The sequence below is a fragment of the Sulfurospirillum arsenophilum NBRC 109478 genome, assembly GCF_000813345.1.
Taxonomy (GTDB): Bacteria; Campylobacterota; Campylobacteria; order Campylobacterales; family Sulfurospirillaceae; genus Sulfurospirillum; species Sulfurospirillum arsenophilum.
The window spans coordinates 350230-377064 of record NZ_BBQF01000003.1; the positions used below are offsets into that span (position 1 = coordinate 350230).

Annotated in this window: 30 protein-coding genes; 22 read left to right on the plus strand and 8 right to left on the minus strand. The window is 40.8% G+C overall.

Translation table 11 applies throughout. The annotated features are described in order from the left end of the window. The first annotated feature begins 1 nt into the window (after position 1). Positions 2–820, plus strand: coding sequence for a TIGR01777 family oxidoreductase (locus tag SAR02S_RS09325; RefSeq protein WP_041959065.1), 819 nt, complete (start codon positions 2–4; stop codon positions 818–820). Here the strand turns inward: SAR02S_RS09325 and SAR02S_RS09330 are convergent. Next, positions 817–1443, minus strand: a complete 627-nt coding sequence (locus SAR02S_RS09330; RefSeq protein ID WP_041959067.1) for a LysE family translocator — start codon at positions 1441–1443, stop codon at positions 817–819. The two genes, SAR02S_RS09325 and SAR02S_RS09330, sit on opposite strands and share 4 nt — an antisense overlap. Positions 1444–1621: 178 nt before the next feature. On the opposite strand from SAR02S_RS09330, the gene SAR02S_RS09335 reads away from it, so the two are divergent. Further along, complete coding sequence (locus SAR02S_RS09335) at positions 1622–2068, plus strand: hypothetical protein (protein WP_041959069.1); 447 nt, start codon at positions 1622–1624, stop codon at positions 2066–2068. 23 nt (positions 2069–2091) lie between these two features. Continuing rightward, positions 2092–2598, plus strand: a complete 507-nt coding sequence (locus tag SAR02S_RS09340; protein ID WP_041959071.1) for a flavodoxin — start codon at positions 2092–2094, stop codon at positions 2596–2598. 152 nt (positions 2599–2750) lie between these two features. Here the strand turns inward: SAR02S_RS09340 and SAR02S_RS09345 are convergent, their stop codons facing one another. The 5 genes from SAR02S_RS09345 to SAR02S_RS09365 form a co-directional block, all read right to left on the minus strand. Further along, positions 2751–3266 (minus strand): DUF1007 family protein, encoded by a 516-nt coding sequence (locus SAR02S_RS09345; protein ID WP_041959073.1) that lies wholly within the window; start codon positions 3264–3266, stop codon positions 2751–2753. A gap of 9 nt (positions 3267–3275) precedes the next feature. Then, on the minus strand, positions 3276–4691 hold the full coding sequence (locus tag SAR02S_RS09350) for a nickel/cobalt transporter (protein WP_041959075.1): 1416 nt from the start codon (positions 4689–4691) through the stop codon (positions 3276–3278). A 2-nt stretch (positions 4692–4693) separates the two neighbouring features. Beyond that, on the minus strand, positions 4694–5443 hold the full coding sequence (locus tag SAR02S_RS09355) for a nickel/cobalt transporter (protein WP_041959077.1): 750 nt from the start codon (positions 5441–5443) through the stop codon (positions 4694–4696). After that, positions 5440–5946 carry a DUF1007 family protein gene (locus SAR02S_RS09360; RefSeq protein ID WP_041959079.1) on the minus strand — a complete coding sequence of 169 codons (507 nt, stop codon included), beginning with the start codon at positions 5944–5946 and terminating at the stop codon, positions 5440–5442. The genes SAR02S_RS09355 and SAR02S_RS09360 overlap by 4 nt, the downstream gene beginning before the upstream one ends. Positions 5947–6016: 70 nt before the next feature. Continuing rightward, on the minus strand, positions 6017–6343 hold the full coding sequence (locus SAR02S_RS09365; RefSeq protein WP_041959080.1) for a YnfA family protein: 327 nt from the start codon (positions 6341–6343) through the stop codon (positions 6017–6019). A gap of 124 nt (positions 6344–6467) precedes the next feature. Here SAR02S_RS09365 and SAR02S_RS09370 point away from each other — a divergent pair, with 124 nt between their 5' ends. From SAR02S_RS09370 to SAR02S_RS09425, 12 genes are all read left to right on the plus strand, one after another. Continuing rightward, positions 6468–6779 (plus strand): DUF2325 domain-containing protein, encoded by a 312-nt coding sequence (locus tag SAR02S_RS09370; RefSeq protein WP_037961956.1) that lies wholly within the window; start codon positions 6468–6470, stop codon positions 6777–6779. A 62-nt stretch (positions 6780–6841) separates the two neighbouring features. After that, on the plus strand, positions 6842–7600 hold the full coding sequence (locus SAR02S_RS09375; protein WP_041959084.1) for an EAL domain-containing protein: 759 nt from the start codon (positions 6842–6844) through the stop codon (positions 7598–7600). A gap of 6 nt (positions 7601–7606) precedes the next feature. Further along, complete coding sequence (locus SAR02S_RS09380; RefSeq protein ID WP_041959085.1) at positions 7607–8437, plus strand: hypothetical protein; 831 nt, start codon at positions 7607–7609, stop codon at positions 8435–8437. Then, on the plus strand, positions 8434–10128 hold the full coding sequence (locus SAR02S_RS13260) for a sensor domain-containing diguanylate cyclase (protein ID WP_052433591.1): 1695 nt from the start codon (positions 8434–8436) through the stop codon (positions 10126–10128). The genes SAR02S_RS09380 and SAR02S_RS13260 overlap by 4 nt, the downstream gene beginning before the upstream one ends. Before the next feature lie 105 nt (positions 10129–10233). Next, on the plus strand, positions 10234–10668 hold the full coding sequence (gene exbB / locus SAR02S_RS09390; RefSeq protein ID WP_041959087.1) for a TonB-system energizer ExbB: 435 nt from the start codon (positions 10234–10236) through the stop codon (positions 10666–10668). Then, on the plus strand, positions 10646–11029 hold the full coding sequence (locus tag SAR02S_RS09395) for a biopolymer transporter ExbD (protein ID WP_041959089.1): 384 nt from the start codon (positions 10646–10648) through the stop codon (positions 11027–11029). The genes exbB and SAR02S_RS09395 overlap by 23 nt, the downstream gene beginning before the upstream one ends. Before the next feature lie 57 nt (positions 11030–11086). Then, a complete protein-coding gene (locus SAR02S_RS09400; protein ID WP_041959091.1) occupies positions 11087–11800 on the plus strand; it encodes a PepSY domain-containing protein in 714 nt (237 codons plus the stop codon). After that, complete coding sequence (locus tag SAR02S_RS09405) at positions 11794–12486, plus strand: energy transducer TonB (protein ID WP_041959093.1); 693 nt, start codon at positions 11794–11796, stop codon at positions 12484–12486. The genes SAR02S_RS09400 and SAR02S_RS09405 overlap by 7 nt, the downstream gene beginning before the upstream one ends. A 12-nt stretch (positions 12487–12498) precedes the next feature. Further along, positions 12499–12987 (plus strand): RNA polymerase sigma factor, encoded by a 489-nt coding sequence (locus SAR02S_RS09410; RefSeq protein WP_041959096.1) that lies wholly within the window; start codon positions 12499–12501, stop codon positions 12985–12987. Next, positions 12984–13931, plus strand: a complete 948-nt coding sequence (locus tag SAR02S_RS09415; RefSeq protein ID WP_041959098.1) for a FecR family protein — start codon at positions 12984–12986, stop codon at positions 13929–13931. Before SAR02S_RS09410 ends, SAR02S_RS09415 begins: the two co-directional genes overlap by 4 nt. Before the next feature lie 137 nt (positions 13932–14068). After that, positions 14069–16474 carry a TonB-dependent siderophore receptor gene (locus tag SAR02S_RS09420; protein WP_052433592.1) on the plus strand — a complete coding sequence of 802 codons (2406 nt, stop codon included), beginning with the start codon at positions 14069–14071 and terminating at the stop codon, positions 16472–16474. 17 nt (positions 16475–16491) lie between these two features. After that, a complete protein-coding gene (locus tag SAR02S_RS09425) occupies positions 16492–17661 on the plus strand; it encodes a PepSY-associated TM helix domain-containing protein (RefSeq protein ID WP_041959099.1) in 1170 nt (389 codons plus the stop codon). A 7-nt stretch (positions 17662–17668) separates the two neighbouring features. Here the strand turns inward: SAR02S_RS09425 and SAR02S_RS13265 are convergent, their stop codons facing one another. Continuing rightward, positions 17669–19582, minus strand: a complete 1914-nt coding sequence (locus SAR02S_RS13265; RefSeq protein ID WP_052433593.1) for a histidine kinase dimerization/phosphoacceptor domain -containing protein — start codon at positions 19580–19582, stop codon at positions 17669–17671. After that, on the minus strand, positions 19575–20282 hold the full coding sequence (locus tag SAR02S_RS09435) for a response regulator (RefSeq protein ID WP_041959101.1): 708 nt from the start codon (positions 20280–20282) through the stop codon (positions 19575–19577). Before SAR02S_RS09435 ends, SAR02S_RS13265 begins: the two co-directional genes overlap by 8 nt. 92 nt (positions 20283–20374) lie before the next feature. Here SAR02S_RS09435 and SAR02S_RS09440 point away from each other — a divergent pair, with 92 nt between their 5' ends. From SAR02S_RS09440 to SAR02S_RS09470, 7 genes are all read left to right on the plus strand, one after another. Next, positions 20375–22402 (plus strand): TonB-dependent receptor domain-containing protein, encoded by a 2028-nt coding sequence (locus tag SAR02S_RS09440; protein WP_041959103.1) that lies wholly within the window; start codon positions 20375–20377, stop codon positions 22400–22402. A 2-nt stretch (positions 22403–22404) separates the two neighbouring features. After that, positions 22405–22701, plus strand: a complete 297-nt coding sequence (locus SAR02S_RS09445) for a hypothetical protein (RefSeq protein ID WP_041959105.1) — start codon at positions 22405–22407, stop codon at positions 22699–22701. An 8-nt stretch (positions 22702–22709) separates the two neighbouring features. Next, positions 22710–24269, plus strand: coding sequence for a PepSY-associated TM helix domain-containing protein (locus tag SAR02S_RS09450; protein ID WP_041959107.1), 1560 nt, complete (start codon positions 22710–22712; stop codon positions 24267–24269). Continuing rightward, positions 24259–24711 (plus strand): hypothetical protein, encoded by a 453-nt coding sequence (locus tag SAR02S_RS09455; protein ID WP_041959109.1) that lies wholly within the window; start codon positions 24259–24261, stop codon positions 24709–24711. Before SAR02S_RS09450 ends, SAR02S_RS09455 begins: the two co-directional genes overlap by 11 nt. Positions 24712–24802: 91 nt before the next feature. Beyond that, entirely contained in the window at positions 24803–25930 is a 1128-nt protein-coding gene (locus SAR02S_RS09460) for an Opr family porin (protein WP_041959111.1), read from the plus strand. A 9-nt stretch (positions 25931–25939) separates the two neighbouring features. Next, positions 25940–26458: a Fur family transcriptional regulator gene (locus tag SAR02S_RS09465; RefSeq protein WP_041959113.1), complete on the plus strand. Its 519-nt coding sequence runs from the start codon at positions 25940–25942 to the stop codon at positions 26456–26458. A 59-nt stretch (positions 26459–26517) separates the two neighbouring features. Next, positions 26518–26835, plus strand: a complete 318-nt coding sequence (locus SAR02S_RS09470) for an HMA2 domain-containing protein (protein ID WP_041959115.1) — start codon at positions 26518–26520, stop codon at positions 26833–26835.

Genomic DNA, 26835 nt, shown 5'->3' on the forward strand with positions numbered 1-26835 from the left:
AATGAAAGTAGCGATGAGTGGAGCCAGTGGATTTGTTGCCAATGCGTTGAAGCAGAAGTTTCCCAATTATGTTGTCATTGAACGCGGTGATGATGTGGAAGCCATTAAACGCAAACTCGTAGGTGTGCAAGCCGTTTTTAATCTCGCAGGGGCGCCTATCGTTGCCAAATGGGATGAGGCGTATAAAAAAGTGTTGTACTCAAGCCGTATTGATACGACCAAAAAACTAGTCGAAGCGATCAATCAAAGTGAGGTCGAGCATTTTATCTCTACGTCTGCGGTTGGCATTTATCCCAATAATGTCCCGTGTGATGAAGAGACGCAAAAATTTGGCGAAGATTTTCTAGGGAAACTCGCCCTTGCTTGGGAAAGCGAGGCGCTAAAATGCACGAAACGTACGACAATATTACGTTTTGGTGTCGTGCTTGGTCGTGATGGAGGTGCTTTGGAGAAGATGTTACCTGCCTTTAAAATAGGGCTTGGTGGTATCATTGGTGATGGAAAAATGGTAACCAGTTGGATTGATATTGACGACTTAGTTTCCATCTATGCGTTTGTTTTAGACCACAAGTGTGAAGGCATCTTCAATGCCACTGCGCCACAACCGCTCAGCAATTACACATTTACCAAAATACTAGGCAAAGTACTGCATCGACCTACCTTTTTCCCCGTACCTTCTTTTATCATTAAAATGCTCTTTGGTGAAGGCTCAACGGTTTTGCTGGATAGTAAAGAAGCCTATCCTAAAGCGCTTTTAGGCAAAGGGTTTGTATTTGCGTACCCTGATTTGGAGAGCTCTCTTCAAAAGATTTTAGCTTAGCGTTTTTCCAAAAAAAGTCGGATGCCAAGACCTATCATCACGATGCCAGAGATGGCATCAAGGCTTTGGCGTACACTTTTTTTCGTGATAAAACCATTGGCAGAGACAATAGTATAGATCAAAATAGCTTGCCAGAGTGTTGCAATGCTAAAATGAATCAATGCTAGAAAGAGTGATTGAGCAAGTGCTGAGTGCTCATGTGAGATAAATTGTGGCAAAAATGCCATGTAAAAAATAACCGCTTTAGGGTTTAAAACATTCGATAAAAACCCTTCTTGCATCGAGATCCAAAATGAAAAAGGTTTCTTTTGGATGACGGTTTGGTGCATTTTCTTGGCGTTCCAAAACGATTTGAGTGAGTTAAAACCAAGCCAAAGTAAGTAAAGTGCCCCTATCGTTTTTAAAAATGTAAAGGCAGTTGCCGAGTAGAGTAAAATCGCTGAAATACCCACAGCCGAGAGTGTTGCATGAACAAAAAGCCCCAAACAAATTCCAAAACTTGAAACCAGTCCATCTTTTGCCCCGCCACGCATCGTATTGCGAATGACGATCATTGTATCGGCCCCTGGGGTCATCGTAAGCAGTGTAATGGCGATTAAAAAAGTCCAAAGATCAAGTGGCATACTATTCCTTTTACATGTAAAGCTTCAAAATTTCATAACATCGTTTTAACAACCCATTTTAGGACTAAAAGATGGGTTAATTCAAAGAATTTTAAAATTTTACAGCAAGAGGGCTAAAAAGATATTGACTTCTTATTTGAAAACGGTTATCATTTCGTAAAATAAAAAGAGGTGAAAGATGTCCGAAGCGTATTCAACCCTAAATGAAATAAGTAGGCGTTTTGATAAAGAAGATTTGGTACTCCTTGCAAAGCATCCTGATTTGTGTTTTACGATCAACAGTTATGATCTTTTTTCACATCATATCTTTAGTCGTGTCAAACGTCAAAACCCTGATAAATTGATTACGCATGAAGAAGAACGCATTGTGATTCAAAGCGAGGAGAGTGCTGAAGCGTTGCATCTTTATCCGACATGGAAAACCATCGAACAACGCGTTGAAATGGAAGCATGCGAAGAGGTGAATCGTGCGATTGATTTACTCGAATCTTTGGAGTGCAAGCATATCTATCTCCTGTTTCCTAGAAGTGCAAATTTTAGAAAACATTTGCCTATTCGTAGCCCCAAACTTGATGCTTTAGGCATTGAGTACACATTAAAGTTAGTACCTTATACCATCTATTAAATCTTACAAAGGAGAATGAGTTTATGAAAACAGCACTATTTTATGGAAGTACGAACGGCAATACGGCCGATGCGGCTTTAAAAATACAAAAACGTTTAAATACGGATATTTACGATGTGGGAAAACTAAAAAATGGAGATGATCTTGCCAAATACGAGATGCTCATTTTAGGCACTTCCACATGGTATGATGGTGATTTACAAGATGATTGGGACAGCTTTATGGCTCATCTCAAATCTGCGGATCTCAGTGGCAAAATCGTAGCACTCTTTGGTTTAGGAGATCAAGAAGGGTACGGCAGTGATTTTGTAAGTGGTATGCGCCTTATTTACGATATAGTCATCGAAAAAGGTGCTAAAGTCATTGGTTCATGGGATGATAGTGGCTACTCATATGAGAGTTCAGCTTCGGTGATTGATGGTAAATTTGTGGGACTTGCGCTTGATGAAGACAATCAAAGTGAACTCACAGATAACCGTATAGCAACATGGTGCAATCAATTGGAAACTTCGCTAAAGGAGTGCGCATGAGTGTAGCATGCACAGAGCCAAATATTAAGGCGAATTTACTGTCAAAAAACAAGAATCAATCGGATGAAAAACGCGAAAAGAGTGCGAAAGAACGCCTCCTTTTTTGCAAATGCACGTGCTAAATTAAGAAGAGAAGGCTAATCGCCTTCTCTTTATTCTTGAACGACAACCTTATAAGCGTAGTAAAAGTCTGCATCATACCCCTCAATTTTACACTTAATTGGCTCTTTACATGTAAGCCACTCTTTCTTGATAATCAGTGCAACATACATCTCAGCATCGTAAAGACGTAGCTCGTATTTTTTGAGTTTTGGCTTTGGAATCGCAAAGGTGTAGATAAGTTTTTTGTTCTCAAAAGACGCCCCAAATTCAATGACGCGTTTAAGATCGAACTCATCTTTGCCATCGGACATATGAATAAAATAGCTGTAAGGCTCCAGTGTTTTAAAGTGGTCTTTTTCCATAAAAGCAACCTCTTCGGGATCGAGCTTTTTATTTTTATTTTTATCGTAATCGTCCATGAGCATCGCCGAACTCATCTCATCAAAGCTCCATGTAAAAATGATCTTCTCCGGTAAAACTTGCACTTTGGTATCGATAAAAACATGCGGATGCGCGCACAAAAAAGTACTGAAACAACAGGCGAAAAAAATCGAGCGAAAAAACACATCTGCTCCTTAAGCAATGAGTAGTATAAAGCCAAGACCTAACATAATCATGAGACTGATGGTCTCGCTGTAGATAAGGATTTTTGGGCTTTTGGTTTGAAAACGATTTTTGGTAAACACGGTTGCAATGGCGGTTAGGGCGATAACACTGCTCATGCCCAAACTCATGCTAAGAGCCGCTAAAAAACCTAAGAGATAGGCTCCCGTGTTGAGTGCAAAAATAAAGATAGTGATGGTTCCAGGGCAGGGAATAACACCCGCACTTAAAACCACGCCCCAGTCCGTACTTTGGGACTTTGGCGAACAGGAGGAGCATTTACATGTAAAGGGATGTGCTGAAAACGAGACACGCTTTGGCGTGCGTTTGATCGCTTGAATTTTCTGCCAGCCCAAGTAGCCAGCAATGCCGATAATGGCAAAAGCTGAGAGCTTCGTTGCATAATACGTGACATCGGCAAAAAAGGCGTTAAAGAAGAGATCAAACAGTGCAAAGATAATGAGTGTCAGCAAGAAGGCTGCAAAGGTATGCACGATGCCAATGAGTGCTGCCATACTAAGGGCCTTGGTGTAGCGATGCTGTGAGGCAAAAAGGTAAGAGCTAACGAGTGCTTTACCATGCCCAGGACCAGCGGCATGCAGTAGCCCATATAAAAAAGAGATGCCTAGAAAGAGCACATAAGCTGTAAAGGTGCCTTTTTCTTTCAAATTCGTGATGGCTGCTTGGATAGTTTGCTGCATATGGGTTAGGCGTGATTGTAACCATGACATCGAAGCTGGAAGTTCTTTTGGTAGTTGTGGCGTTACTTCTTTTACGAGTGGTTCTGAGGGTGGTGTGGTTGTTTGTATCGCTGTACCACTCGTTATTTTGGTGAAAGCAATATGGTTGAAAAGATTGAATTCCATTGAAAAAGGTTCACTTATGGTATGGGTAACCGTATGCACGAGAAATTTAAAATACTCCTCTTTATCTTCCGTTACAAAAGAGAGTTCATCGCCTGCGGTAACTTCTTGATTGACCTTTGTTGTAAAGCGAAAAATCAGTGTATCGGCTTCTTGCCAAAAAGATTTATTGACAATTTTAATGGGAATTTTTTTGACTTCTGCTTGCGTACTCGCACCACTGACGTATTCAATGTTTGTGAGGTAATGACGCTTTGCTATATAGTTTTCTAAGATAATTTTAATGCGCTCTAACTCTTTGGGATCAAGTTTGTTGTTATGATTTTCATCGTAACGCGCTATCAGTGTGTTAATAAAATCTTGGCTAAATGTCCATTGAAAGGTTATAGTCTCAATTTTAGAAGGCGTTCCCTCTAGGTTGATTTTAATCGTTGCCGAGGGTGTATAGAGGGCACACAACGCACAGGCACACAGCTGATAGGGTAGGGCTAAAAACAAAAATGCAAAAAGAAACTTTTTTAACATACTTAAAACGCTCGTGTGGACATAGGATTGAGTAAAAACCAAATACCTAAAGCGATGACACATAAAACACCCACAAAGCGCAGTGCCCAGAACCAACGTGGTTGTGTTACGATAGGACGTGCTTTTTGAAGGGTGTTAACCAGCAATCCTGCAAGCGAAATGGTGAGACCCATACCAAGGCTCATAAAGACAGCCGCGATCATACCAATCGTGATATGTCCCAACGTGATGGCAAAAAAGCAGAGGGTAATCACACCGGGACAGGGTACAACGCCTGCTAAAACAACGACACCAAAACGGCTTTTATGGGGGCGAACATTCTCTTTCGTAATGCTACGTGAACGCCAAACGTCATACAGTAACCAACAGCCCATGAGAACAATGAGTGCACCTGAGATTTGAAACAGAGGGGGGTTGACTTGGCGAAAAAGCTTCATCGCACTGATCTGAATCAGATACGTTGCCGCTAGTGTCACAAGAAGTGCGGAGAGTGCATGCACAATGGCGATTAAAAAGCCTATTTGAAACACGTGAGAGCGTTTGGTAGGGTTGGCTAAAAGGTAGCCTGCAACCAGCGCTTTACCGTGCCCGGGGCCTATGGCATGAACTACGCCATAACCAAAAGAGAGTGCAAAAATAAGTAACATCGGCATAAGGTTTCCCTCATCAATGGCTCGAAAATGAGCAGAGAGTTCGGTATTGAAATAGCGATTTGCTTCAGCAAAACTGAGGGCAATAGAAGAGAGGGTCATGGTAGCTCCAAAAGGTATCCGTAATAATAGGTGTTATCGACTTCTTTTAAGGTGTAGTGTGCCGTTGAGTGGATATGCGCAGATTCAAGTGATAGAGCACATAAAAAAGATTCATCCCAAAAGCCAATAGATTTTTTTTGGTGTTCATATGGCTTTAAATCAACGCAGAATTCTACCACAAAACTATTTCCTATTTGTGAGAGTTGAATGTTTTTAGGAGAAAGCGTTATCTTTTTCTTCGCAACTTTGAGGTTCGTAAAAAAAGAGAGTTTCTCAAGAGGATTAAAAACCTCTTTCTTAAAAAGGTCTACTTCTTTAGCATCGAAAATGTGATTATGGTCTGAATCAAAATCTTCCAGTAATGCTGTGGATGTCATTTCATCAAAAACCCATTTAATTTTAAGCTCAGTGCCTCTAAGATCTAAATAAACATCTATAAATGTATGTGGGTGTGCATATCCAATGGAAATAAAACAAAAAAAGAGCAGGATATATTTTGCCATAGAAGTACTTTTGTCCTAAGATTATAAAAGGTATTGTAGCTCAAAAAAAGTAAATACAACTTAGTTGCACTTATCGAGGAGCGTACATTATAACACCAACACCAATCAACGCAATCACACCTCCAATAAGATCAAAACGATCAGGAATCACTCCATCAACTGCCCAACCCCAAAGTAGGGAAAGTGCAATAAAAATACCGCCATATGCGGCATAAACACGCCCAAAATTAGCAGGTTGCAGTGTTGGAATAACACCATAAAGCACTAAAACAGCAGCGCCAATAAAGGCATAATGAATTCCTTTGCCTTCCCTAAGCCACAGCCAAATGAGATAGCCTCCACCAATTTCAAAAATGCCTGCAAGAACAAAGTAGCCCAGTGATTTAAGATAGTCCATCATCTCCCTTTGAAACATTACTGTGATTATAGCATGCAATAAAATGATAACAACTATCAAGTTTAAAAGAAATTAAGGTTGTTTATCTTACAATTTCAATAACAATTATCAAAAAGGAGAAGTGATGTCAGCAGTACTTGTCATAGGTGGCGATAAAATTGATTCAATAACCTCTGTTTTACAGGATTTCTCTTTTGAGAAGGTCACACATTGGGATGCAAGAAACCCTTCTGTGGTTAAAAAAGAGATTCCACAAGATGTCACGTTGGTGATTATGCTTACCAATTTTTTAAACCACAACGCGATGAATAAATTCAAAAATGAAGCCAAGCGCAAAGCGATTGAATTTATCTGTGCGAAACGTAGCGAAAGCTCTGTCTTTTGTGAACTCTGTAAAAAGTACAATCCTAACGGCGGATGTATGCTCGAAAAATAAGCGTTATGAGTAAGCCCTAACGTGCATTAGGGCTTATTTTAGCTATTCCCAAAGGTTTTATGATGTCTATCCCTACGATTCTTACATACGAACAATTTCTCAATTACGATGATATATGCAAAATCATTGATACCCAAAGTTTTTGGGTCGAGTATGAACCCATCATTGATATGAAAAATGGTGACATTTATGGTTACGAAGCACTGGCTCGTTTTGTTTTAAATGGCAAACAGATCCCACCCACTCCCGTTTTACAAGTAGCACATCAAGTGAAAGAGCTTTTTTTCAGGCTTGAACGTGCTCTAAAAATCATGCAACTTTCACATCGCCCTAACGAAGGGGGAATGCTGTTTGTTAACATTGATCCGCATAATTTTAGTGATGGTGAAAAGATCGCCTATTGGCATGATCTTTTTGAGGATGTGCATGATGTTTGCATTGAAGTTACTGAAAATACCGATGACATGCAAACAACACTGCTCTCACACTGCTTGGATGAGATACAAAAAAGTGGCATTCCCATTGCGCAAGATGACATTGGTAATGATCAAAAGCCGTTTTGTTTTGACCTTACCAAACGTGCGCAGTTTTTAAAATTTGATCGTACATGGCTTTTGAAAATTAGAGCATGCAGCGATTATCAAGAGATTCTCAAAGGCTTTTTGAGCTTTGCTAAAGCACAAGGTAAAAAGAGCATTTTGGAGGGTGTTGAGAGTGAAGAAGACTTTTGTGTTGCAAAAGCGTTAGGTGTTGATTTTGTGCAAGGTTACATCTTTAGCCACTTAAACATCAGCAGTAAAATCGCTAACGATAAAGGTTAAAAAAGAATGCAAAAAGTGTGGTTGTTTCTCACTCTTATCATGACATTGACGCATGCTTCCTCGTCCAATGATTTTGTAATGGATATGATTCAAAGTGACTTGGAGAGGACACTCAATCTTTATAAAATCGGCGATAGTAAAAATGCCAAAGAAGCGTTGAAATTTGCACTGTATCATGGCTATCGTAATACAGGGTTTAAAAGCCAAATCGAAAAAGAACGTTCTTTTGAAGAAGCCAATGCTATGGAGGAAAAGTTTTTAAGACTTGAGGCATTGATCGAAGATCCTCATCAATCGCATCTTGTTATTTTGGAAATGAATGTTTTGCAAGAAGCTATTCGTGCTGTTTTGCCAAAACTTTCTCCTTTGATGAAACAAGCGACGATAAAAAATTGGCACAGTGTTGCACAAGAAATAAAAGAGGCTCTTTTAGAAGCGATTGTACTTTATGAGCATAATGCCATTAAACAAGCCGTTTCTAAAGTTCAATCCGCCTATTTCGATATTTTTGAAAATAGCGGTATGGAAGAGGCGATTTTAGCATTGAGCGAGGATCGTAAACTCAAAGCAGAGCAACGTTTTAGAATTTTTTCAGAAATGATGAAAAAAAAAGAGGCGGTCACGACACTTTTAAATTATACGGAAGAGATGGATCGTGATTTAAAAGAGTTGGCTTCCGCGATGACGCCCCAAGAGTTGTCTTCTAGGCGAGAGATGGAAAGCATCAATCAAAAGCATATTTTTCCATCTCAATGGTTGCTTATAAGTGCACTTTTTTTGTTAATTCCTATGGGTGGATGGTGGTTTTTATTGAAAAAGCAAAGGAATAGGGAGTGAAAAAAAAGGCTTTATGGCTGATTGTTTCTATTGCATTTCCTTTATTGGCGTTGCTTTTTATTTTTTTAGGTCAAAACATTGAAAAATACAACAATCTTGAGCAGATGTGGGCACGAAATGAAGCTTTCCGTGCTTTTTATATGCTAAAAGGGTTTTGGAATGAGAAGAAAGTAGACTTAAAAAATACAACCCAAAGTGCTTTTGATATTGTTATCAACCCTAGCCAAAGCCAAGAAGATCTCTTGTTAAAATTTGGCATTGACAAAGATTTGCTTGAAAAAACGCTTCAAAAAGAGCCATTTGCACTTCTAAACATCTCTAAAGACAATAGAAAATGGGCTATTTTTACAGTTATTGAATCGTTTGAAACACCACGTTATGGCGGTAAAATCTTTTTTGTTGATGAGGTGTTGGCAAAACGCTTTAGCGAATTTTTGCAAGGAAGCGTTCAGTTTGTTATCTTTGATTCGTCTTTGTCTTTACCTTCATCAATACTCTTTTTTGAGGACAAAGAGGAGCGTTATTTTATTCAAAAAATAGGTAGCTTTACGGATATTTATATCCCTTTTGCCCCTTCGCTCTACTTAAAAGTAACGTTTGATCGCGGTATTTTTTCTTTTATGAAAGAAGATTTGTATAAAAGTATGTTCTATTTCATCTTTATTTTGGGGACTATTCTTATTCTTTTTTATATTCTTCTTGATCGTTTAGTGCTATCTCACATCAGATATATCTCAAATCAGATCCAAACCATCAAGTCCAGCCCCAATGATTTGAGTTTAAGGATTACATGTAAAAGCAAAGATGAACTTGGAAAAATGGTTCTTTGGATCAATGAGATGCTTTGTGAGATTGAAACATCTCAGAGAAAAGCGTTAGGTGACAAGGAGGTGTTATTGGAAGAGGAGCGAAATTTTTTACAAACGATTATCGACTCTTGGCAACATGCGCTTTTGGTCATTGATCATGAAAAAATTCTCAAAGTCAACGATGCTTTTAAAAAAATATTTGGCGATTCATCGGAGCGTGTTAGTGCTCAACAAGAAGCTTTATTTATGCCTTTGCTGCATGCTCAAAATCATGAAACCATTAAAATTTATCTTTGGGAGCGCCATTTCTTCTTTACCATCAATACCAAACCTCTCTTTCAAAATAAACGACTCATTACGCTGACCGATGTTTCAAGTTTTAACGAACAACTGCAAATGCTTCAAAAAAAAGCAATGTTGGATCCGCTGACATCTCTTCTGAATCGAAATGGTTTTTTTGATCGTTTACAACAGCCACTAAGTGAAGAAAAAGCAGGATGTATTATCTTTTCGGATATTGATAATTTTAAAAAAATTAACGATACCTATGGACATGATATCGGCGATAAGGTGTTGCAAAAGGTAAGTCGCTTAATTCAAAGTATGCTTCGAAGCAGCGACGTGGTGGCTCGTTTTGGAGGAGAAGAGTTTGTGATATGGGTTGACGCTGATGTCCACAAGACGCTTCACATTGCTGAAAAAATACGTCAAGGTATTGCCGAAACAAGCATAGAATCTTTACATGTAACATGCAGTTTTGGCGTGAGTGTTGTTGAAAATTGTGCTTTTGAAGAGGCCATCAAACGAGCAGATGAAGCGATGTACATAGCAAAAAAGAGTGGAAAAAACCGCGTCTGTTTAAGTACCAACAGATCAGAATGACGAAAAATATACTGCTATAATTTGATAAGAGTTATTAATTTCATAGGAAATTAAGCTCAAAAAGTCTAACATTCTGATAATGGTTATTATGAAAATAGAGGAAAGATGGAAAATATAAAACTTGCCGTGGATTACGGTGCATTAGGAATTTTGCTCTTGATGAGCATTTTAGTTGTAGGTTATGCGATTGAACGCTTTGCGTTTTTTAAAGCGTTACATGTAAAGAGTTATGAGAGTAAAAACAGGCTTGAACGCGATGTTTCTAAAAACTTAACGATCATCTCTTTGATCGGCTCAAATGCTCCTTATGTGGGGCTTTTGGGAACCGTTGGTGGTATTATGGTGGTCTTTTACGAGATCGGCATCAGTGGAGGTGCTCTTGATACGTCTAAGGTTATCGTAGGCTTGGCATTGGCGCTTAAAGTGACCGCGGCAGGGTTGATCGTAGCGATCCCTTCGACGATGATTTACGGTGCGTTTTTGCGTAAAGTCGATGTAGCTGTCAGTGAGTGGGAAGATGAGAGCATTAAAAAGAGTTGAGGGGATCAATGTCGTCCCACTCATCGACATTATGCTGGTTCTGCTCACCATTGTTCTAACCGTCTCCTCGTTTATTGCCCTTGGTAAAATTGAGATAACGCTTCCACAAGCAAGTCAATTCACGAAAGTTGAGCCTAAATTTTACGAAATTGGCATTACGGCGGATCATCAGTTTTTCATCAACGGTGAGTTTACCAGTAGGGATGCTTTAGTGACGAAGTTTGAAACACTTACCAAAGAAGACTCTGTTGCTATTAGTGCCGATAAAATGGCTGCTTATGAAGATTTTATCTATGTGATTGATCTTTTAAAACAAAAAGAGATCGAGAAAATTGGTATGGTTGTCACTAAAAATGAGTAACCACTCCAGCATCGATGAAATTGTGCAACCTTGTATTGCCTATGAAGGTAACGTTTAATGGTATGGCTGAAAAGACAGAGTCGTAAATGGCATATGTGGTTGGGAGTTGTTTTTGCCATTCCTCTTTGTGTGGTTGCTCTAACAACACTTTTTATGGCACATGATAAAGCGATACCCTTGGAACATTTACATGTAAAAACATCTTTTTTCCCTGGATATGAAGACGAAAAATACACAAAAGCTGAACTTCGAGCCTATTTGGATGATGGTAAAGGGACTCTTTATTTGGGATACAAACAAGGTCTTCAGATCATACGCAAGGGTGAAAAAGAGGTGGTTGCTTTTTTTGCAAATCACGATATTCGCAAACTAATTCTTTTTCGTGATCGTGTCGTTATTGGATCGAGAAATGGGCTTTTTATACAAGAGAATGAGGGCTTTTTCAATGCCCTTAAAGAGACTATCTGGGATATTTCGATCGTTAATAATGAACTATTTGTTGTCAGTAAAAATGGACTTTTTCACTCAAAAGATCTTAAAGAGTGGGAAAAAATAACCACTCCCCAAACCGAAATGGCAGTCGATACGGTTTCACTTAAAAAACTTACGATGGATTTGCATACAGGGAAAGCACTTTTTGGTGAGAAACGAATGTGGATATGGCAAGATATTTTAGCCCTTTGCCTTCTTTTTTTTATCTTCACAGGCGTTTATCTTTGGTATACCAAAAAACGTCAAAAGACCCGTGTATCAAGGAGTGAGCTATGTTAGCAAGAGAGCGTATTAAAAGCGTAAATCGTGAAGTAAGTGGGCTTTGTCTCTCTTTTGTACTTCACGGGGTGGTTATTGGGTTTTACCTTCTTTTTTTGCATCAAAAACCTCTTGAAATCATACAGGGAAAAACCGTGGTTTTGGAAATCTCAAACATTGAGCGCATGGCGCCAAAGCCATCTGTTCCCACACCTCCAACGCCTGTGCAAGAGGTAAAAAAAGTTGAGCCTGTAAAACCCATTGAAAAAATAAAACCTCTGCCAAAACCGATGGTGAAAAAAGAGGTGCTCATTCCTGAGCCGACACGCGAAGAGGTCGTAACTGCTTCAGAGCCTGTGAGCGCAGTACAACCGAACATTGCGCACGAAGTTTCCCCTATCACACCTACTTCTACGAGTGCTGAGCCGTATGAAAAAACCGACTTTGAGATCATTCGCGATAAAGTCCTAGCGCGTCTGATTTACCCAAGCATAGCGCGTCGCATGGGCTGGAATGGCGTGGTTCATGTAGCTCTGTTGATTGACACCGATGGAAGGTTGGTGAGTGCAACACTTCATCAAAGCTCAGGGCGATCTATGCTGGATGATGCCGCTTTGGAAGCCGCATTGAAGTTAAGAGGCGACCAACTTCCAAAGCCCAAAAGCTTGAGTACGGTTATCTTGCCGATAGCATTTAAGCTCAAATAAGCTTCTTTTGTAATGTTTGAACGCTACTATAAAGAATTGGTGGGCTATTTTAGCCGAACACTGGGTGATACTGAGCAAGCGAAAGATGTGGTGCAAGAGACCTATCTTCGCATCAGTGCCATGGGAGAGCGTGCTGATGCTGTACTTGAACCTCGTGCTTTTTTGTACCAAACGGCTAAACGCATCATCATTGATGAGTGGCGCAAAAACAGACATTTTCACCCTATGGCATTTCATGAGGCAGAACAGGTAAGCACTGAACATGAAGAACCCCTTGAGCATCTCCTCTCCTCCAATCGCATGAAAAGCTTACACCATACGATTAACGCTTTGCCTCCTCGTTGTCAAGAAGCTTTTAGACTTCATAAGTTTGATGGCTACTCGCACAAAGAGATTGCGGAGATGATGGGTATTAGTAAAAATGCGGTTGAAAAACATATTATTAAAGCACTCATAGCATGCAAACAAAGTGTCGATGCAATGCAGAAGGAGGATGTATGAGTCAAGCGTGGGTAGATGAAATGGCAGCGCTTTGGTTTGTCAAGGCACAAGATGGAATGAGTGCTTCGGAGAAAAATACATTTGAAAAATGGTTACATGTAAATCCCGCGCACCAAAAAGCCTATACTCAATTTGAAGCGTTATGGCATGAATTGGATGGGCTTGCTCCCAGCCAAAATAGAGCCTGTCCACAAAAGCGTGTTAAGCCTTGGTGGGGTTATGCTGGTGTTGCCGCCATTGCTTTTTTTGCCATAGGTATTTTACAATGGAATGCATTCTCAACGCGTCTTGAACTAGCGCAAAATCTTGTAACACCTGTAGGGGCAATGCGAGAGTATACCCTGAGTGATGGAACAAAACTGTTTCTTGATACCGACAGCAACGTGAGTGTTGAGTACTATGCACACAAGCGTTTGGTCAAACTTCATCAAGGTCAAATAGCGTTACATGTAAGCAAAGATACAACACGACCTCTTTTTGTGGATGCCTACAATGTTCAAGTTCGTGTAACCGGAACGATCTTTGAAGTACGTCATGTGGAAGATGAAGTGCGTGTCAGTGTGGAAGAGGGCAGTGTCGATGTCTCATCCAAACGCTCGCATGATGGCGAATTCATTAAACGAGCATCGTTATATGCCAAAGATCAGATAATCTTAGATGAACGAGGTTTTGTTCTCTCCACGCTCAAATTGCAAAATGACGCTATAGCTCCGTGGCGAAATGGACGTTTGGTTTTTGATAAAACACCGCTAGAAGATGTTTTGTTTGAATTTGAACGCTATGGCGCAAAACCAGCTTTTATTGCCTCTTCACAGCTTGCACTCATGCCACTCTCTGGTAGTTTTGAGATTGAGCGCTTTGGTAGCTTCTTAGAGTTATTGCCTAAAGTATTGCCTGTTAAAGTCACACAGGATCTTCATTCTATTGCGATTGAGAAACTGTAATAGATTTCTTTCATACTCCATGAAAACATCAAAAGTGAAAAAATTTCAATCTTTTTGATAATGGATGTCAGGTTTATGTTTTTTTCTACGTCTTCTCTTATATGAAAACAATTATCAAATTAGGAGAAAGACCCATTATGAAATTTCGTCACATCTCGATTGCCTTAGCCGCAGCCTTAGCTATCACTTCCCCTCTCTTGGCGGAGAGTTCTACCACATTACATGTAAATAGTGTCGAGCAGAGTTTAAGCACGGCACTCAATGCTTTTGCCAAAGAGGCAAAGCTTCAGCTCATTGTTGATTCAAATCTTATTGAAGGAAAAAAAGCACCTACTTTACAAGGTGAATTGAGCCTTAAAGAAGCTTTTGAAAAGCTCTTGAAAGGCTCTGGACTTGAAGCCATTATACAAGGGGACAGTGTCATGATTCAAAAGATCACGACAGCACACAATAGCACCCTAGAAGCCATTGCAATTACCGCAAGTGCGGATGCTTCCGCTGAGGGTGTTATGCCTTCTTTTAGTGGGGGACAAGTTGCACGTGGAGGAAAAGTAGGTATTTTGGGCAACAAAGATATTATGGAAACACCTTTTACGGTGACTTCGTATACCAATGAGTTGATCCAAAATCAACAAGCCAACAGCGTAGGCGATGTTCTTTTAAATGATCCTTCTGTAAGAGTTGCGCGTGGGTTTGGAAACTTCCAAGAGTCATATTTTATTCGAGGCTTCATCCTGAATTCCGATAGTGTGGCTTACAATGGACTTTACGGATTACTTCCTCGACAATACATCTCAGCAGAACTGTTTGAGCGTGTTGAGGTGCTTCGTGGAGCATCTGCATTTTTAAACGGCGCAAGCCCTGGAGGCGATGGATTAGGTGGGGCTATCAATCTGCTCCCGAAGCGTGCTCCTAACGAATCGTTAGCGCGTGTTACCGTAGGCACTGAGAATGGTGAGCAAGGTTTAGCTTCCATCGATGTGGCAGAGCGTTTTGGAGAAAATAAAAATACAGGTGTACGCATCAATGCCGCGCATAAAGAGGGTGGAACAAGTGTCGATAATGAAAATGTAGAGCTTAATCTCTTCTCTATAGGTTGGGATTATCGCAATGACAATCTTAGGCTCTCTGCCGATGTCGGGCACCAAGAACACCGCATTAAAGAGACACGTACCAATGTAACACTCTCAGGCGTCACCGTCGTTCCTGATGCACCTAGTGGAAGTAGTAACTGGGCACAACCTTGGAGTTACTCGAACGAAACCGATACCTTTGGAAGTTTTCGTGGAGAGTATGACCTTAGCTCATCATTGACAGCATGGCTTGCCGCTGGTTTTCGTCGCAGTGAAGAGGCAAACTCATTAGCAAACCTTACTGTTACCGATGGAACAACGGGTGCAGGTTATGTCACACGTTTTGACAATACCCGCGAAGATGCTGTTAATACTGCAGAAACGGGTATTCGAGGGAAAGCGGAGACTTTAGGTGTTGGGCATGAGTGGGTTTTTTCTGCCAATTACTTTGAACTTAAGAAAAAAGCCGCTTACAAATGGGACTATTTCAATCACTACAATACCAATTTGTATAACCCAACATCGTACAGCTTGCCTGCTTGGAGTGGTGGTGGATTTAGCGGTAATGATTTAGATGATCCAGCCCTTACCGGAAAAACGCGTCTAACCAGCTTTGCTCTAGGCGATACACTCTCTTTGATTGATAATACGCTTCTACTCACCGTAGGGGTACGTCAGCAAAAAATTGATGAGAAGGGATATGACTACAACACAGGAATACTTTCCAGCTCTTATGTGAAAGATCGCGTTAGCCCTATAACAGGGATTGTTTATAAACTTACAAATCACTTCTCGATTTATGGAAATTATGTTGAAGGTCTGAGCCAAGGAGGTTCTGCTCCTTCAACCGCGGCTAACTATGGTGAGAGTTTATCGCCGTATGTTTCCAAACAAAAAGAGGTGGGTGTAAAGTATGATAGCGGAAGCCTCGGCGCAACACTTGCACTCTTTAGCACCACAAAACCAAGAGGTGTTGTTAATGCAAGCAATGTCTATGTTGAAGAGGGAAAAGATCGTCATGAAGGTGCTGAACTCACTGCTTATGGTGAATTGATGGAAGGGCTTCGTGTTTTAGGCGGTATTACCCTTTTAGATGCAAAACAAGTTTCAACTAACAATGTTACAACTGATGGAAAAGATGTCATAGGCGTGCCAGAAAAGCAGGTCAATGTTGGTTTTGAGTGGGATGTTCCTGGTGTTTCGGGACTGAGTTTAGATGCGCGTTTAATTGTGACAGATGAGGTGTATGCAGATGCTGCCAATACCCTTAAAGTTCCAAGCTGGGAGCGTGTTGATGTGGGCGCTCGCTACGTCACCGTTATGGATAAACACATGGTGACATGGCGTGCTCGTATCCTCAATGTTGCCGATACGAATTACTGGGCATCCAGCGGTGGATACCCCGATAACGGCTACCTTGTTCTAGGCGCTCCACGAACCTTTATGCTCAATGTTTCCGTTGACTTTTAAAAAAGAAACGCAATTTTATGAAAGACAACAGAAGTTTGAGATGGCATAGTACTCTAGGCGTTGCGATAGGATTTTTCATCCTTGTAGCAGCGCTGAGTGGCTCTGTCATCGCGTTTTATCATAGTTTAGATGCCACGGTGAATCCATGGCAAATCAGTATACCGCTTGAGAGACAACCGAGTGACCCGCTAAGTCATATTGCGCAGATTGAGGCGAGCGTTGCAGGGGCAAAAGTGAGTTGGGTAAGCCTCAGCTTGAGCCATCAAAGCAGTTGGCACTATTTTTTATTTCCTAAAAATATAGCAAAACCTATTGAGCACAATGAAGTCTATCTCGATCCTTACTCTGGAGAGATTAAAGGTATGCGTTTATGGGGAGACATCACGCAAGGATTGACCAACGTGATTCCCTTTATTTATAAGTTGCATTACTCGCTTTATCTTGGAAGTGTTGGTGGATTAATCATGGGATTGGCCGCACTGCTTTGGCTCATTGTGCTTGTATGTGGGGTTTGGATCACCTTTCCAAAGTGGAATAGTACTTTTTTAACTCAATGGAAAAAGAGCTGGGAATGGCGTTTTAAAGGCGATGTTAGAGCTAAAAGTTATCTGTTGCATAAAACAGCAGGACTTTGGTTTTTACCTTTTTTGATTCTTTTGGCTTGGTCTTCATTTGCTTTAAATTTGCATGAACTTCACGAGCATCTTTTAAGCTCCGTCATGACGTTTCAAACCGAATACGACCGAATAAAAGAGCTTAAAAAGCCACGCACTAAGCCAAAATTGGGGTGGATGGAAGCGAGAGAAAGAGGGCGAACTTTGATAAGTGAGCTTTCCGTTAAAGAGGGATTTGAAATTTATGAAGAGTCTTCCATTATGTACAATGCTCTTAAAGGAATTTACATCTACAGCGTGAGAAGTTCACGTGACATTGAAATAGACCACGGTGGAACAACCGTCTATTTTGATGGTAACTCTGGAGTGCTTAAAGCTTCGTTTATTCCAACGGGAAAAGCCAGTGGAGATACCTTGACACAGTGGCTTGAAGGGCTTCATAAGGGAAGTATTTGGGGATTGCCTCATCGTATTGTTTTATCGACATTAGGCCTACTCACAACCCTTTTTGTGCTCAGTGGATTTTACTTATGGTGGAAGCGAAGAAGTAAAGCTTCTTTGAGAATACAATAGGTGCTGTTTACACGGTAGATTCTTTGTTAAACCGAAAGAAAAAGTGTGCGCCGTGTCTGCTTTCATAGGTGATTTCGCCTTGCAATTGGTTGATGACAATGCCCTCTATGAGTTGCATGCCAAGAGTGGTGTGCTCTTTGAGTGAAAATGCTTTTCCTAAACCTTTGCCTGTATCGTGAATTTCCAGTAAGCAGTGATGTTCTTTACATGTAAAGGTGATGTGAATTTCTCCACCTTTTTTATCAAAGGCGTGTTTGATGGCGTTGGTAACACATTCGTTAATCAAAAGCCCGCACGAGAGCGCTTGTTCAATGCCAAGTGTCATAGGTTCAATCTTTACATGTAAAACAATATGCGCCTCTTGTGTAGCGTACGTTTGGCGCATATTTTCGATGAGTCCCTCCACATAAACATCCAACGAAATATCGATGAGATTGGTGGATTGGTAGAGTTGGCGATGCAGGAGTTCAATCGCATAGATGCGCTCTTGAAGTTCCAGTAACAGCGCTTGTGCCTCTTCCGTCTTGGCTTGATGCTCTTTGAGTTGCATGAGCGCTATGATGATGGAGAGGTTGTTTTTCACACGGTGATGAATCTCTTTTAAAAGCACCTCTTTTTCACTGAGAAGTTGCTCCAACTCTAACGTGCGTTTAGCGACTTTGGCATCGAGTGTTTGAATGTTCTCTTGCAGTGAATCGAGCATGAGATCAAACGTTTGAGCAAGCAAGCTAATGTCATCATCGCCCGCTATGCGACTTCGCTCTTGAAGATTACCATTTTTGATGGTTTTCGCAACACTTAAGAGGCGGTCTATTTTACATGTAAAGCCTCTAAAGAGTAACCATCCCAACCCAAATGCTGAAAAAATAGCAATAAGAATGGCAGGTAAAAACTTCATAATGATCGGATCAAGATCGCGGTAAATTTCCTCTTCGTAGAGGCTTGCCGCGAAGATAAAGGGGTACTCTCTGCTTCCTTTAAAGTACCGCACCCATGTCAGAGCTGGGTAAAGCTTCCCACTGGGGTCGTCCACTTTGGGTAAAAGATGATGAATGGGCTTTCCTTCTTTTGCCGCGCTTAGGTAGTCCGATGTTTTTAGACTTCCCGTAAGGGGTTGATCGGTGGGGGAGGATTCACTAACACAGCAGGCGGTATTGAACATTTTTGCGCTCTCATCGTGGCTTTTACGAAACGTCGTATTGTGGTCACATTGCCTTTCACTTCCATCGATCCACATCATGTAGGCAAAACCTGTACTTTCGTTTTTGATGTTTTGAAAACTCTGTTTGAGCATAGAGCCGATGGTGGCTTCAAATTCACTGCGGCTTTTTAAAAACTCTTGCGTGTGGCAGAAGAGGGCAATGTTATAGTTGCTTTGAGGCACGGCTTTTAAGTAGAGGTACTCTTTATCGCTTGCGGGACAGATGTTGATGCGCTGTGTTTTATCGTACACGCTCCATTGCTCATACTGAGGGAAGAGGGTTGAAAAAAACGGTGTGGCGCTATCTAAAAGCCCTTTTGTACCGTAAATGACTTGATTGTTTTGCATCAAAAGGGCATTACATGTAAAGTTTGAAAAGTGTTTTTCTAACAGTGTAATGAGCGTTTGCTTCTCTTTGTTAGGGTGTTCTCTGTACGCGTCTAAAAGCTCGTGCAGTCTGTTTTGCATCTCTAAATTCATCTTTTCCCAATACGAGGCGTTGTAAAGAGAGTTGACATGAATGGTGAGCAAAACTTGATTTTCCATGTTGGATAGAAGTCTATCAATGGTATCGGTTTCGCTCTGCAAACGTTCATTTTGCCATGTGGGAATAACAATTGACATCATCACCACAAGGATACACAGCACAATGGCACTCAAAGAGAGTGCAAATTTTGCTGAGAGTGAGAGGGTGCGGAAGATACTTTGGTATTTAGACATTCAAACGATACCCTGCCTCAAAAATATTTTCCAATAAAGGCGCATCTATTTTTTGACGAAGCCGATACACAAGGTTTCTAAGCTTCGAGAGATCGTTGTACTCTTCTCTCCAGATGTAGGCGCTGATATGCTCAAAACTGACCGTATTTCCAGCGGATTCGCTTAAAATTTGGAAGAGTTTGATCTCATTTCCTGTGAGTTTGACACTTTCATTTTTATAGGTAAGCACACCACTGGTACGATCAAACCTATACCCGCAAGGTAGATCGATGTGAGGGGTTGTGGTGCGAGTCAGTTCTAACGTGGGGTGAAAGTAGGAGTGTTTATACCATGCCGCTTGGAGTGTTGCTTTAAGATCATTAGGGCGAAAAGGTTTAGAGAGATAACCATAAGGTTCTGACTCCATCGCCATTTTAAGCGTGGTGTTATCGCAATACGATGTGAGATAAACAATAGGTATACGGTGGTTTTGCCAGATGTAACGCCCCGCATCCGTTCCACTTTTTTCGCCTTTTAGATGGATGTCTAACAGTACCATGTCAGGTAAGTGCGTATCCACATGCCGCATCGCATCATCAGCGGTTACTTCAACTCCACTGATGGCATAGCCAAATTTTTGCAGATTCATTTTGAGTTGCAATGCTAAAATAGTTTCATCTTCGACAACTAAAATTTTAATATCTTCATTTTTTTTACGCATTTGCTCTATTTTCCTCTAAATGAGATTTTGATATGATTTCTTTTGACTATGATAACAAATATCATTTAAAAAGAGAATAAAGGAATCCAAAAATGGCTTTTCAAAGAGGAATTAAAAAGAGTTTAGGGTTATCATTGGTCGCAACTGCCCTTTTAACCAGCGTTGTGATAGCTGATGATCAAAAACTAGAAACAGTTGAAGTGTGGGAGACTCAAGTCACCAGCTCTTCCATCAATGTCGGAAGCAGTGCGATAGAGACCAAACAAGCCGATCATCTCAGTGACCTTTTGCGTGATCTTCCCGGTGTCGATGTGGGTGGAACGCATTCGATTAATAACCGTATCAATATTCGTGGTCTCCAAGATGAAAACTTAGACATTACCCTAGATGGTGCCAAAGTACAAAATGCCAACATGTTCCATCACATTGGAAATTTGCTGATCAACCCTGATATTTTAAAAAAAGCAGACATTCAAGTGGGCACCAACTCGGTAGTGAGTGGTAGCCTTGGTGGCTCGGTTGCATTTGAAACCAAAGATGCGAAAGATCTTTTAAGAGATGGTAAAGAGTATGGTGGTCGCGTCCAAGGCAATTACAATACCAATGACAGTTACGGTAGCTCTGTTTCCGCTTTTGGAAAAATAACCGATAAAGTCGATCTTTTACTCTACCACCATTATGTCAACAACAGTAACTGGGAAGATGGCAATGGGCTTGAAACGTTGGGTGCTGAAGGTGACATTGGCAATACACTGATTAAATTAGGCTATGACATTAGCGATGTTCAGCGCATCGTTTTCTCCTACGACAGGCTTAAAGATGAGGGTGATTACTCTCCACGCCCTAACTTTGGTCGCGGTTACAATGAAGCACGAACAGGAAAATACATCTTCCCAACCGAATATACCAGAGAGACGATCAGCCTGAAACATGAAATCGATCTTGGGGATGCACTTCTGCTTCAAACGACGATTTACAGTAATGAAAATAAGCTTGAGCGCTACGAAAAGCTCAATGGTGTTACCGCTGTTCGCCCGCCTTTAAACGGTGTTGCCCAAACCGAAGGACAACTTGATGGTACGGTAGAGACAAAAGGTATCAACATGAAAGCACAATCTACCGTACTGCTTGGTGGCGTGAATAACACCTTTACCTATGGTGGCTTGTATGATGAGCAAACCAGTAAAGTAAAATGGAAGGGTGCAAAATATGGCGATGACGAAGAAGCAAAAACAGGTGCGCTCTATGTCGAAGATGCACTCTCTTTTAGTAATGGACTAACCTTAACGCCTGGAATTCGTTATAACCATTATGAGCTTGATGGTATTTTTGCCAATATCAATGATGATGAAATGACCTATGGCTTGGCGGCTGAGTATGCTGTCAATGACAATTTAACGTTACTAGCGAGTGCCACAACACTCTATAAAGGCGCTGAGATGGTTGATGTTTTAGCCTCCACACGAACCAGCGCACTTTCAAATTCCAACCTCAAATCCGAAACAGGAATTAACAAAGAAGTAGGCTTTAAATACCAAGTAAAAAATACCATGGGTGTGGATGCGCTTGGTTTTAGTTTCAAATATTTTAATACAGACATTGACGATTACATCGTTTCAAACCCAAGCACAAGTGTGCTTACCAATGGCGGAGAGTTGGAGCTTCGAGGATTTGAAACCAGTGTTGGCTTCCAAAAAGGTGCTTTTAACGCGCTTATTACCTATGCACACTCAGATTCAAAATTTAAATCATCAGCTGAACCCTTGGATGAGCAACCAGGTGATAGCCTTTCTGTTGGATTGGATTATGCGTTTGCTAAAAATTTAACGCTAAGTTGGGATTCATTGTTTGCGTTTGATCTTGATGACCGTCCAGCATCCACTTCAACCACGCGCTATTTGGAAAAAGAGTCGTATAACGTCCATGACATTGCGGTGAAGTGGAAACCGCAGAGTGTTAAAGGATTAACACTGATTGCAGGTGTTGATAATATCTTTGATAAAACCTATGTGGCACACACCTCTATCAACACAGCTTATTATTACCTTGGTAGTTGGGCAAGTGCATCGGACTATGAGCCAGGTCGAAACATCAAGCTCTCATTCTCATATGAATTTTAAGCATGAATGCTTTTCTTAAACTCTATCGCTTTTTGCATGAGCCTAAAACAACTATTGGTTGGGCGCATGGAGTTCTAACACTTGTAGGCGCTTTTTTATTAGCCTACCTTGGTGGCATGAGTGTGACTTTAGTATTAAAAGGAGACGCTGCCATGCGTCTTCTTCCCTCCATGCTTCTCACACCGCTACTGATTTGTTGCTTTGGCTTTTGGCTACTGTTTTCAAAAACTCTTTTACATGTAATGGTAAAAATCGCACTGATGGTATTTTTGAATGCCTGTATCATCGCTTATTTTTAGGAGTGCATATGCTTGAGCGATCACTCATTTACAAATACCTTTACCGTTCACACACCATCATTGGTTTGCTCGTTCTTTTCCTGTTTTACATGAGTACGTACTTTGGAACGCTGACGTTTTTTATGCCTTACCTTAAAGTCTGGGAGTCGCCATCCCGCCATTTTGTCCCACATGAAAACCATGCGTTTAACATCGATTCTCTCTTAGATGAGGTGTTGGAAAAGTACCATTTTATCGGCGATAAGCCTGTGGAGATGATGTTTCCAAGCTTTCGTGATCCGCTGCTTAAGATCTCCTCTGAAGCGCAAAATAGCCTCTACATCAACCCTCTAAGCAATGAGGTTCTAAAAGTTGCCAAAGAGGAAAATCTCATCTCGACGTTTTTTAATGAACTGCATACGGGCATTGTGATTCCACTCATCGGTATGCCACTTATGGGTGCTATGAGTATTGGTATTTTGTTTCTTACTTTTGGAGGCTTTTGGCTTTACTGTCAAAAGCGAAAACATATGGCTTTGCCTAAGGCTGGTTGGAGGCAAACATGGCTTTCTTGGCATAAAATTACAGGACTAGGAGTCATTCCTTACGCCCTTGTATTCGCACTCACGGGATCTTTTTTAGGCTTGATGCTCTCTTCTTCACAGCCATTTGCATGGAGTATGACGCATGGAAATATCAGCAATATGCGTCAACTCGTTGCTCCCATTCTCTTTGCACAGCCAAAATACCAAAGTGTACAAACCAAAAAGCAGATGCTTCCTTTTTCAACACTGCAAACCTTAGCACAAGAGCACTACCCGCAACTTTCTATTACCAATGCAACGCTTTACCATTACGGTAAAGAAGGGGCAAAAGTGCGTTTTAGAGGCTTTGATAAGGAGAATGTAGCACAAAGCGGGCGCACAAATCGCCCGAGCATTACGCTGGATGCGAGCAGTGGCGCTGTGGTGGAGCACAAAACATTAGAGCAAACGCACGGCATCAGCAGAACACTCTCTGTGTTTTATTTCTTGCATTTTGTACCCGATGAAACACTGGGGTTACGTGTGGTACTCGCTCTCTTTGGCGCTGTTTTAGCCATTTCATTGGCGAGTGGTTATCTGTTGTGGGCAGAGAAAAAACTGCACCAACAAGGATTTCTTGGTGATCTGACCAATCGTGTGAGCATTGCCATACTCATTGGTATTATTCCCTCCAGTGCGCTTGTACCTTTTTTGCATTGGGTTGTAGCTTACGAGCTGTTCGATAAAGAGATTTGGATCAGGGGAGCTTTTTATGCCTTTTGGTCATTTTGGCTCTTTTACACGGTCTATGAACGCTCCATTGTCAAGATCATTCGCCTTATGTTAGGAAGTGCTGCATGGTTTTTGCTGCTTTCCGTACTCTTTCACGGGTTAAAAAGTGGCTTTTTCATTTGGCAAAGTTTTCATCAAAAAGCTTGGACACTTTTTTATATGGATATTGCTTTTATTCTAAGCAGTATTGTGTTGTTTTATATGGCAAAGTGGGTGGAGAAAAAAGAGCTCTTTTATCGGTATGAGCGCAAAGGAGTCTTTAATGGTTACTAAGTTTTGGCTCATTTTAATGCTTGCCACACATCTCTTTGCGCATAAAATTGAAGGAATAAACCTCATACTCACACCTCTTGAAAACGACAAGATGAGCATTGAGGGTAAGATGAAAGGTTCGGGTAAAAAACTAGAAGGCAATAAAATTGCACTTATCTCTATGATTGATAAACGCGTACTTGAAGAAGCATTTTTGGAGGGGAATAGAGCTTTACATGTAAAGATTCCGCAGGAGTCTTATTGGGTGTATCTGTATGTGGGTGACCAAGATGTCGTAGAAGAGGGGCCACCTCCACGCGGAGGCTTTAAAAAAGTAGCTGTGTCACAAAAAGAGCGGGCATTTCGCACGATGACAACGCTTTGTTTAAGTTTTATAGCCCTCTTTTTTATCGTTGGAGGATACCGCATATATCATTATAAGAAGCCCGCATTGCAAATGTAATTATTGATAATAAGTATCATGTTATAAAACATTAAGCTCTTTTACTCTATTATACGATAACAATTATCAATAATAAAAAAGGAGATTGTGGATGAAATTGGGTTACTCACGCATTGTTGCGGCACTTATTTTAGGGAGTTCTATTGGTTTTGCCGCAGAGGCGACGAATTTAGAAGAGGTTTTCACCCAAGGTGAAATTACAGGAACCGTGGGCTGGTTCGGGCAACATATCAATGTAAAAGGTGACACACCAAACAGTGGTTTTTCAAATGGCTATTTAAATGTTGGCTTTGAAACAGCGCCACTCCATGGTGTGAGTTTAGGCGTTTCGGGTTGGGGCAGTGCTAAAACGAGTGAAAAAAACGATGACGATTATAAAAGTAATATAGCCGATCACGGGGTCCTTTCTCAAGCTTATGTGAAAATCGAACATGAAGGCATGGGCAAAGTCATCCTTGGTCGCCAAAAAGCTGATTTTAATTGGTTAGCGGATTATATTGATGGTGCGACAGCTGAGATTAGTGCAGTCGAAAACCTTGTATTAAACCTTGCTTGGGCACGTAAATATTCTGTCGTTGATATTGATGAAATCTCAGAATCATTTGGCAAAATCAATGGGAATAAGGGTGTTTATATGTTGGACGCCAAATATACACCAATTGAAGCTCTCGAACTCAACCCTTATCTCTATCATGGGGATAATCTGCTGAATGCTTATGGTTTAAAAGCAACGCTTACGCTAGAGCCAAGTGAAGAGGTTAAAACCATTACCATGGCACACTATGTCACCATTAACAGTGATGTTGCAGATACTAAAGACGGTGCTTTTACACAACTCGAACAAGGTGTTGAACTCTTTGGTGCGAAATTAGCGTTGGGGTATATCAAAGTTGATAAAGATGGTATGGCAGGGCTTGGTACTTTTGGAGATCAACTCCCTTTTGAAGAGCACAACCATATGATAGACGCAGATGCTCAAACTCCTTATATATCAGCTTCTTATGAGATTGAAGGTGTAAAGTTTGAGACAATTTACGGTCAAACTAAATACTACAATGGTGATGTCGATAGAAAACTAAAAGAGAAAGAGTTTAACTTCTCTGTTGGCTATGAGATCATCAAAAACCTTGAGGCCTCTGTGCTTTATGCTAATGTCAAAAATGACAATGATGCTGATAGCTACGATGCATTCAAAGCACATATAGCGTATAAGTTTTAAGGAAAGTGTTTGTCTAACACGCCTTTAGAAGAAGAGCAAGAGAATTTTTGTTCTTCTTCCTTTGAACATTTTTACACCCATTTTGAACGCTTAATGCAAGAATCAGGGATTCGTTACTCTAGCAAACGCGAATCTCTGATTCGTGCATTATTTTTGTGCGACACGTATCTCAGTGCTGAGCAGATACATGTAAAACTATGCAATGAAAACCAAATACATATCTCGTTGGCAACTATTTATAAGATTTTGACATTTTTTGAAAGCTTAGATGTGGTCAGTACCGTGCTTGGATCCCCCAGTAAAATAAAAAAATACAAGCTCAAACGCGCTGTTCATCACGACCATTTGGTCTGCCTTCAATGCGGTGGGATCACTCGTTTTTGCCACGCTGCCATCGAAGAAGAACAAGAAGAAATCCTCGCCTCACATCATTTTAAAGGAACACATCATACACTGACATTGTATGGGTTGTGTGAAAAATGCCAAGAAGAAAAAATTGAGATATTTCAAACTGATAATAATTCTTAAAAAATATTAAGCCAATCTTTATTCTATCCACTTTACAATGTAACTACAAAAGGATAATTATGAACGTTACGGCAGAAAAACTCATTGAACTTGGAGGTTATTTTTCCATTGTTCATCATATTAAGGGGCGCATTCGTTTGCGTGTAAGCCCCAAGATAAAAGAGCACAAGCATCATGTGGGTGTTGAAGACATTGAAGCCTTGCCTGCTCGTATTCATGGAATCAAATCGATTAAGATCAACAAAATTATTGGCTCTTTAACCGTCGAATATGACCACGCTATTTTCCCGCATCACTTATGGGAAAATTTAGTTGCGGGTAAAGAATCGGATGAAATTATCACCATTATCGAGAAACTTGCAAAGGAGATCGTCTGA

What these genes read in the sequence shown, in the direction of transcription:
- SAR02S_RS09325 (WP_041959065.1), top strand. Translation starts at nt 2, where the DNA reads ATGAAAGTAGCGATGAGTGGAGCCAGTGGATTTGTTGCCAATGCGTTG.
- SAR02S_RS09330 (WP_041959067.1), bottom strand. Translation starts at nt 1,443, where the DNA reads ATGCCACTTGATCTTTGGACTTTTTTAATCGCCATTACACTGCTTACG.
- SAR02S_RS09335 (WP_041959069.1), top strand. Translation starts at nt 1,622, where the DNA reads ATGTCCGAAGCGTATTCAACCCTAAATGAAATAAGTAGGCGTTTTGAT.
- SAR02S_RS09340 (WP_041959071.1), top strand. Translation starts at nt 2,092, where the DNA reads ATGAAAACAGCACTATTTTATGGAAGTACGAACGGCAATACGGCCGAT.
- SAR02S_RS09350 (WP_041959075.1), bottom strand. Translation starts at nt 4,691, where the DNA reads ATGTTAAAAAAGTTTCTTTTTGCATTTTTGTTTTTAGCCCTACCCTAT.
- SAR02S_RS09355 (WP_041959077.1), bottom strand. Translation starts at nt 5,443, where the DNA reads ATGACCCTCTCTTCTATTGCCCTCAGTTTTGCTGAAGCAAATCGCTAT.
- SAR02S_RS09360 (WP_041959079.1), bottom strand. Translation starts at nt 5,946, where the DNA reads ATGGCAAAATATATCCTGCTCTTTTTTTGTTTTATTTCCATTGGATAT.
- SAR02S_RS09365 (WP_041959080.1), bottom strand. Translation starts at nt 6,343, where the DNA reads ATGGACTATCTTAAATCACTGGGCTACTTTGTTCTTGCAGGCATTTTT.
- SAR02S_RS09370 (WP_037961956.1), top strand. Translation starts at nt 6,468, where the DNA reads ATGTCAGCAGTACTTGTCATAGGTGGCGATAAAATTGATTCAATAACC.
- SAR02S_RS09375 (WP_041959084.1), top strand. Translation starts at nt 6,842, where the DNA reads ATGTCTATCCCTACGATTCTTACATACGAACAATTTCTCAATTACGAT.
- SAR02S_RS09380 (WP_041959085.1), top strand. Translation starts at nt 7,607, where the DNA reads ATGCAAAAAGTGTGGTTGTTTCTCACTCTTATCATGACATTGACGCAT.
- exbB (WP_041959087.1), top strand. Translation starts at nt 10,234, where the DNA reads ATGGAAAATATAAAACTTGCCGTGGATTACGGTGCATTAGGAATTTTG.
- SAR02S_RS09395 (WP_041959089.1), top strand. Translation starts at nt 10,646, where the DNA reads ATGAGAGCATTAAAAAGAGTTGAGGGGATCAATGTCGTCCCACTCATC.
- SAR02S_RS09400 (WP_041959091.1), top strand. Translation starts at nt 11,087, where the DNA reads ATGGTATGGCTGAAAAGACAGAGTCGTAAATGGCATATGTGGTTGGGA.
- SAR02S_RS09405 (WP_041959093.1), top strand. Translation starts at nt 11,794, where the DNA reads ATGTTAGCAAGAGAGCGTATTAAAAGCGTAAATCGTGAAGTAAGTGGG.
- SAR02S_RS09410 (WP_041959096.1), top strand. Translation starts at nt 12,499, where the DNA reads ATGTTTGAACGCTACTATAAAGAATTGGTGGGCTATTTTAGCCGAACA.
- SAR02S_RS09415 (WP_041959098.1), top strand. Translation starts at nt 12,984, where the DNA reads ATGAGTCAAGCGTGGGTAGATGAAATGGCAGCGCTTTGGTTTGTCAAG.
- SAR02S_RS09420 (WP_052433592.1), top strand. Translation starts at nt 14,069, where the DNA reads ATGAAATTTCGTCACATCTCGATTGCCTTAGCCGCAGCCTTAGCTATC.
- SAR02S_RS09425 (WP_041959099.1), top strand. Translation starts at nt 16,492, where the DNA reads ATGAAAGACAACAGAAGTTTGAGATGGCATAGTACTCTAGGCGTTGCG.
- SAR02S_RS13265 (WP_052433593.1), bottom strand. Translation starts at nt 19,582, where the DNA reads ATGTCTAAATACCAAAGTATCTTCCGCACCCTCTCACTCTCAGCAAAA.
- SAR02S_RS09435 (WP_041959101.1), bottom strand. Translation starts at nt 20,282, where the DNA reads ATGCGTAAAAAAAATGAAGATATTAAAATTTTAGTTGTCGAAGATGAA.
- SAR02S_RS09440 (WP_041959103.1), top strand. Translation starts at nt 20,375, where the DNA reads ATGGCTTTTCAAAGAGGAATTAAAAAGAGTTTAGGGTTATCATTGGTC.
- SAR02S_RS09445 (WP_041959105.1), top strand. Translation starts at nt 22,405, where the DNA reads ATGAATGCTTTTCTTAAACTCTATCGCTTTTTGCATGAGCCTAAAACA.
- SAR02S_RS09450 (WP_041959107.1), top strand. Translation starts at nt 22,710, where the DNA reads ATGCTTGAGCGATCACTCATTTACAAATACCTTTACCGTTCACACACC.
- SAR02S_RS09455 (WP_041959109.1), top strand. Translation starts at nt 24,259, where the DNA reads ATGGTTACTAAGTTTTGGCTCATTTTAATGCTTGCCACACATCTCTTT.
- SAR02S_RS09460 (WP_041959111.1), top strand. Translation starts at nt 24,803, where the DNA reads ATGAAATTGGGTTACTCACGCATTGTTGCGGCACTTATTTTAGGGAGT.
- SAR02S_RS09470 (WP_041959115.1), top strand. Translation starts at nt 26,518, where the DNA reads ATGAACGTTACGGCAGAAAAACTCATTGAACTTGGAGGTTATTTTTCC.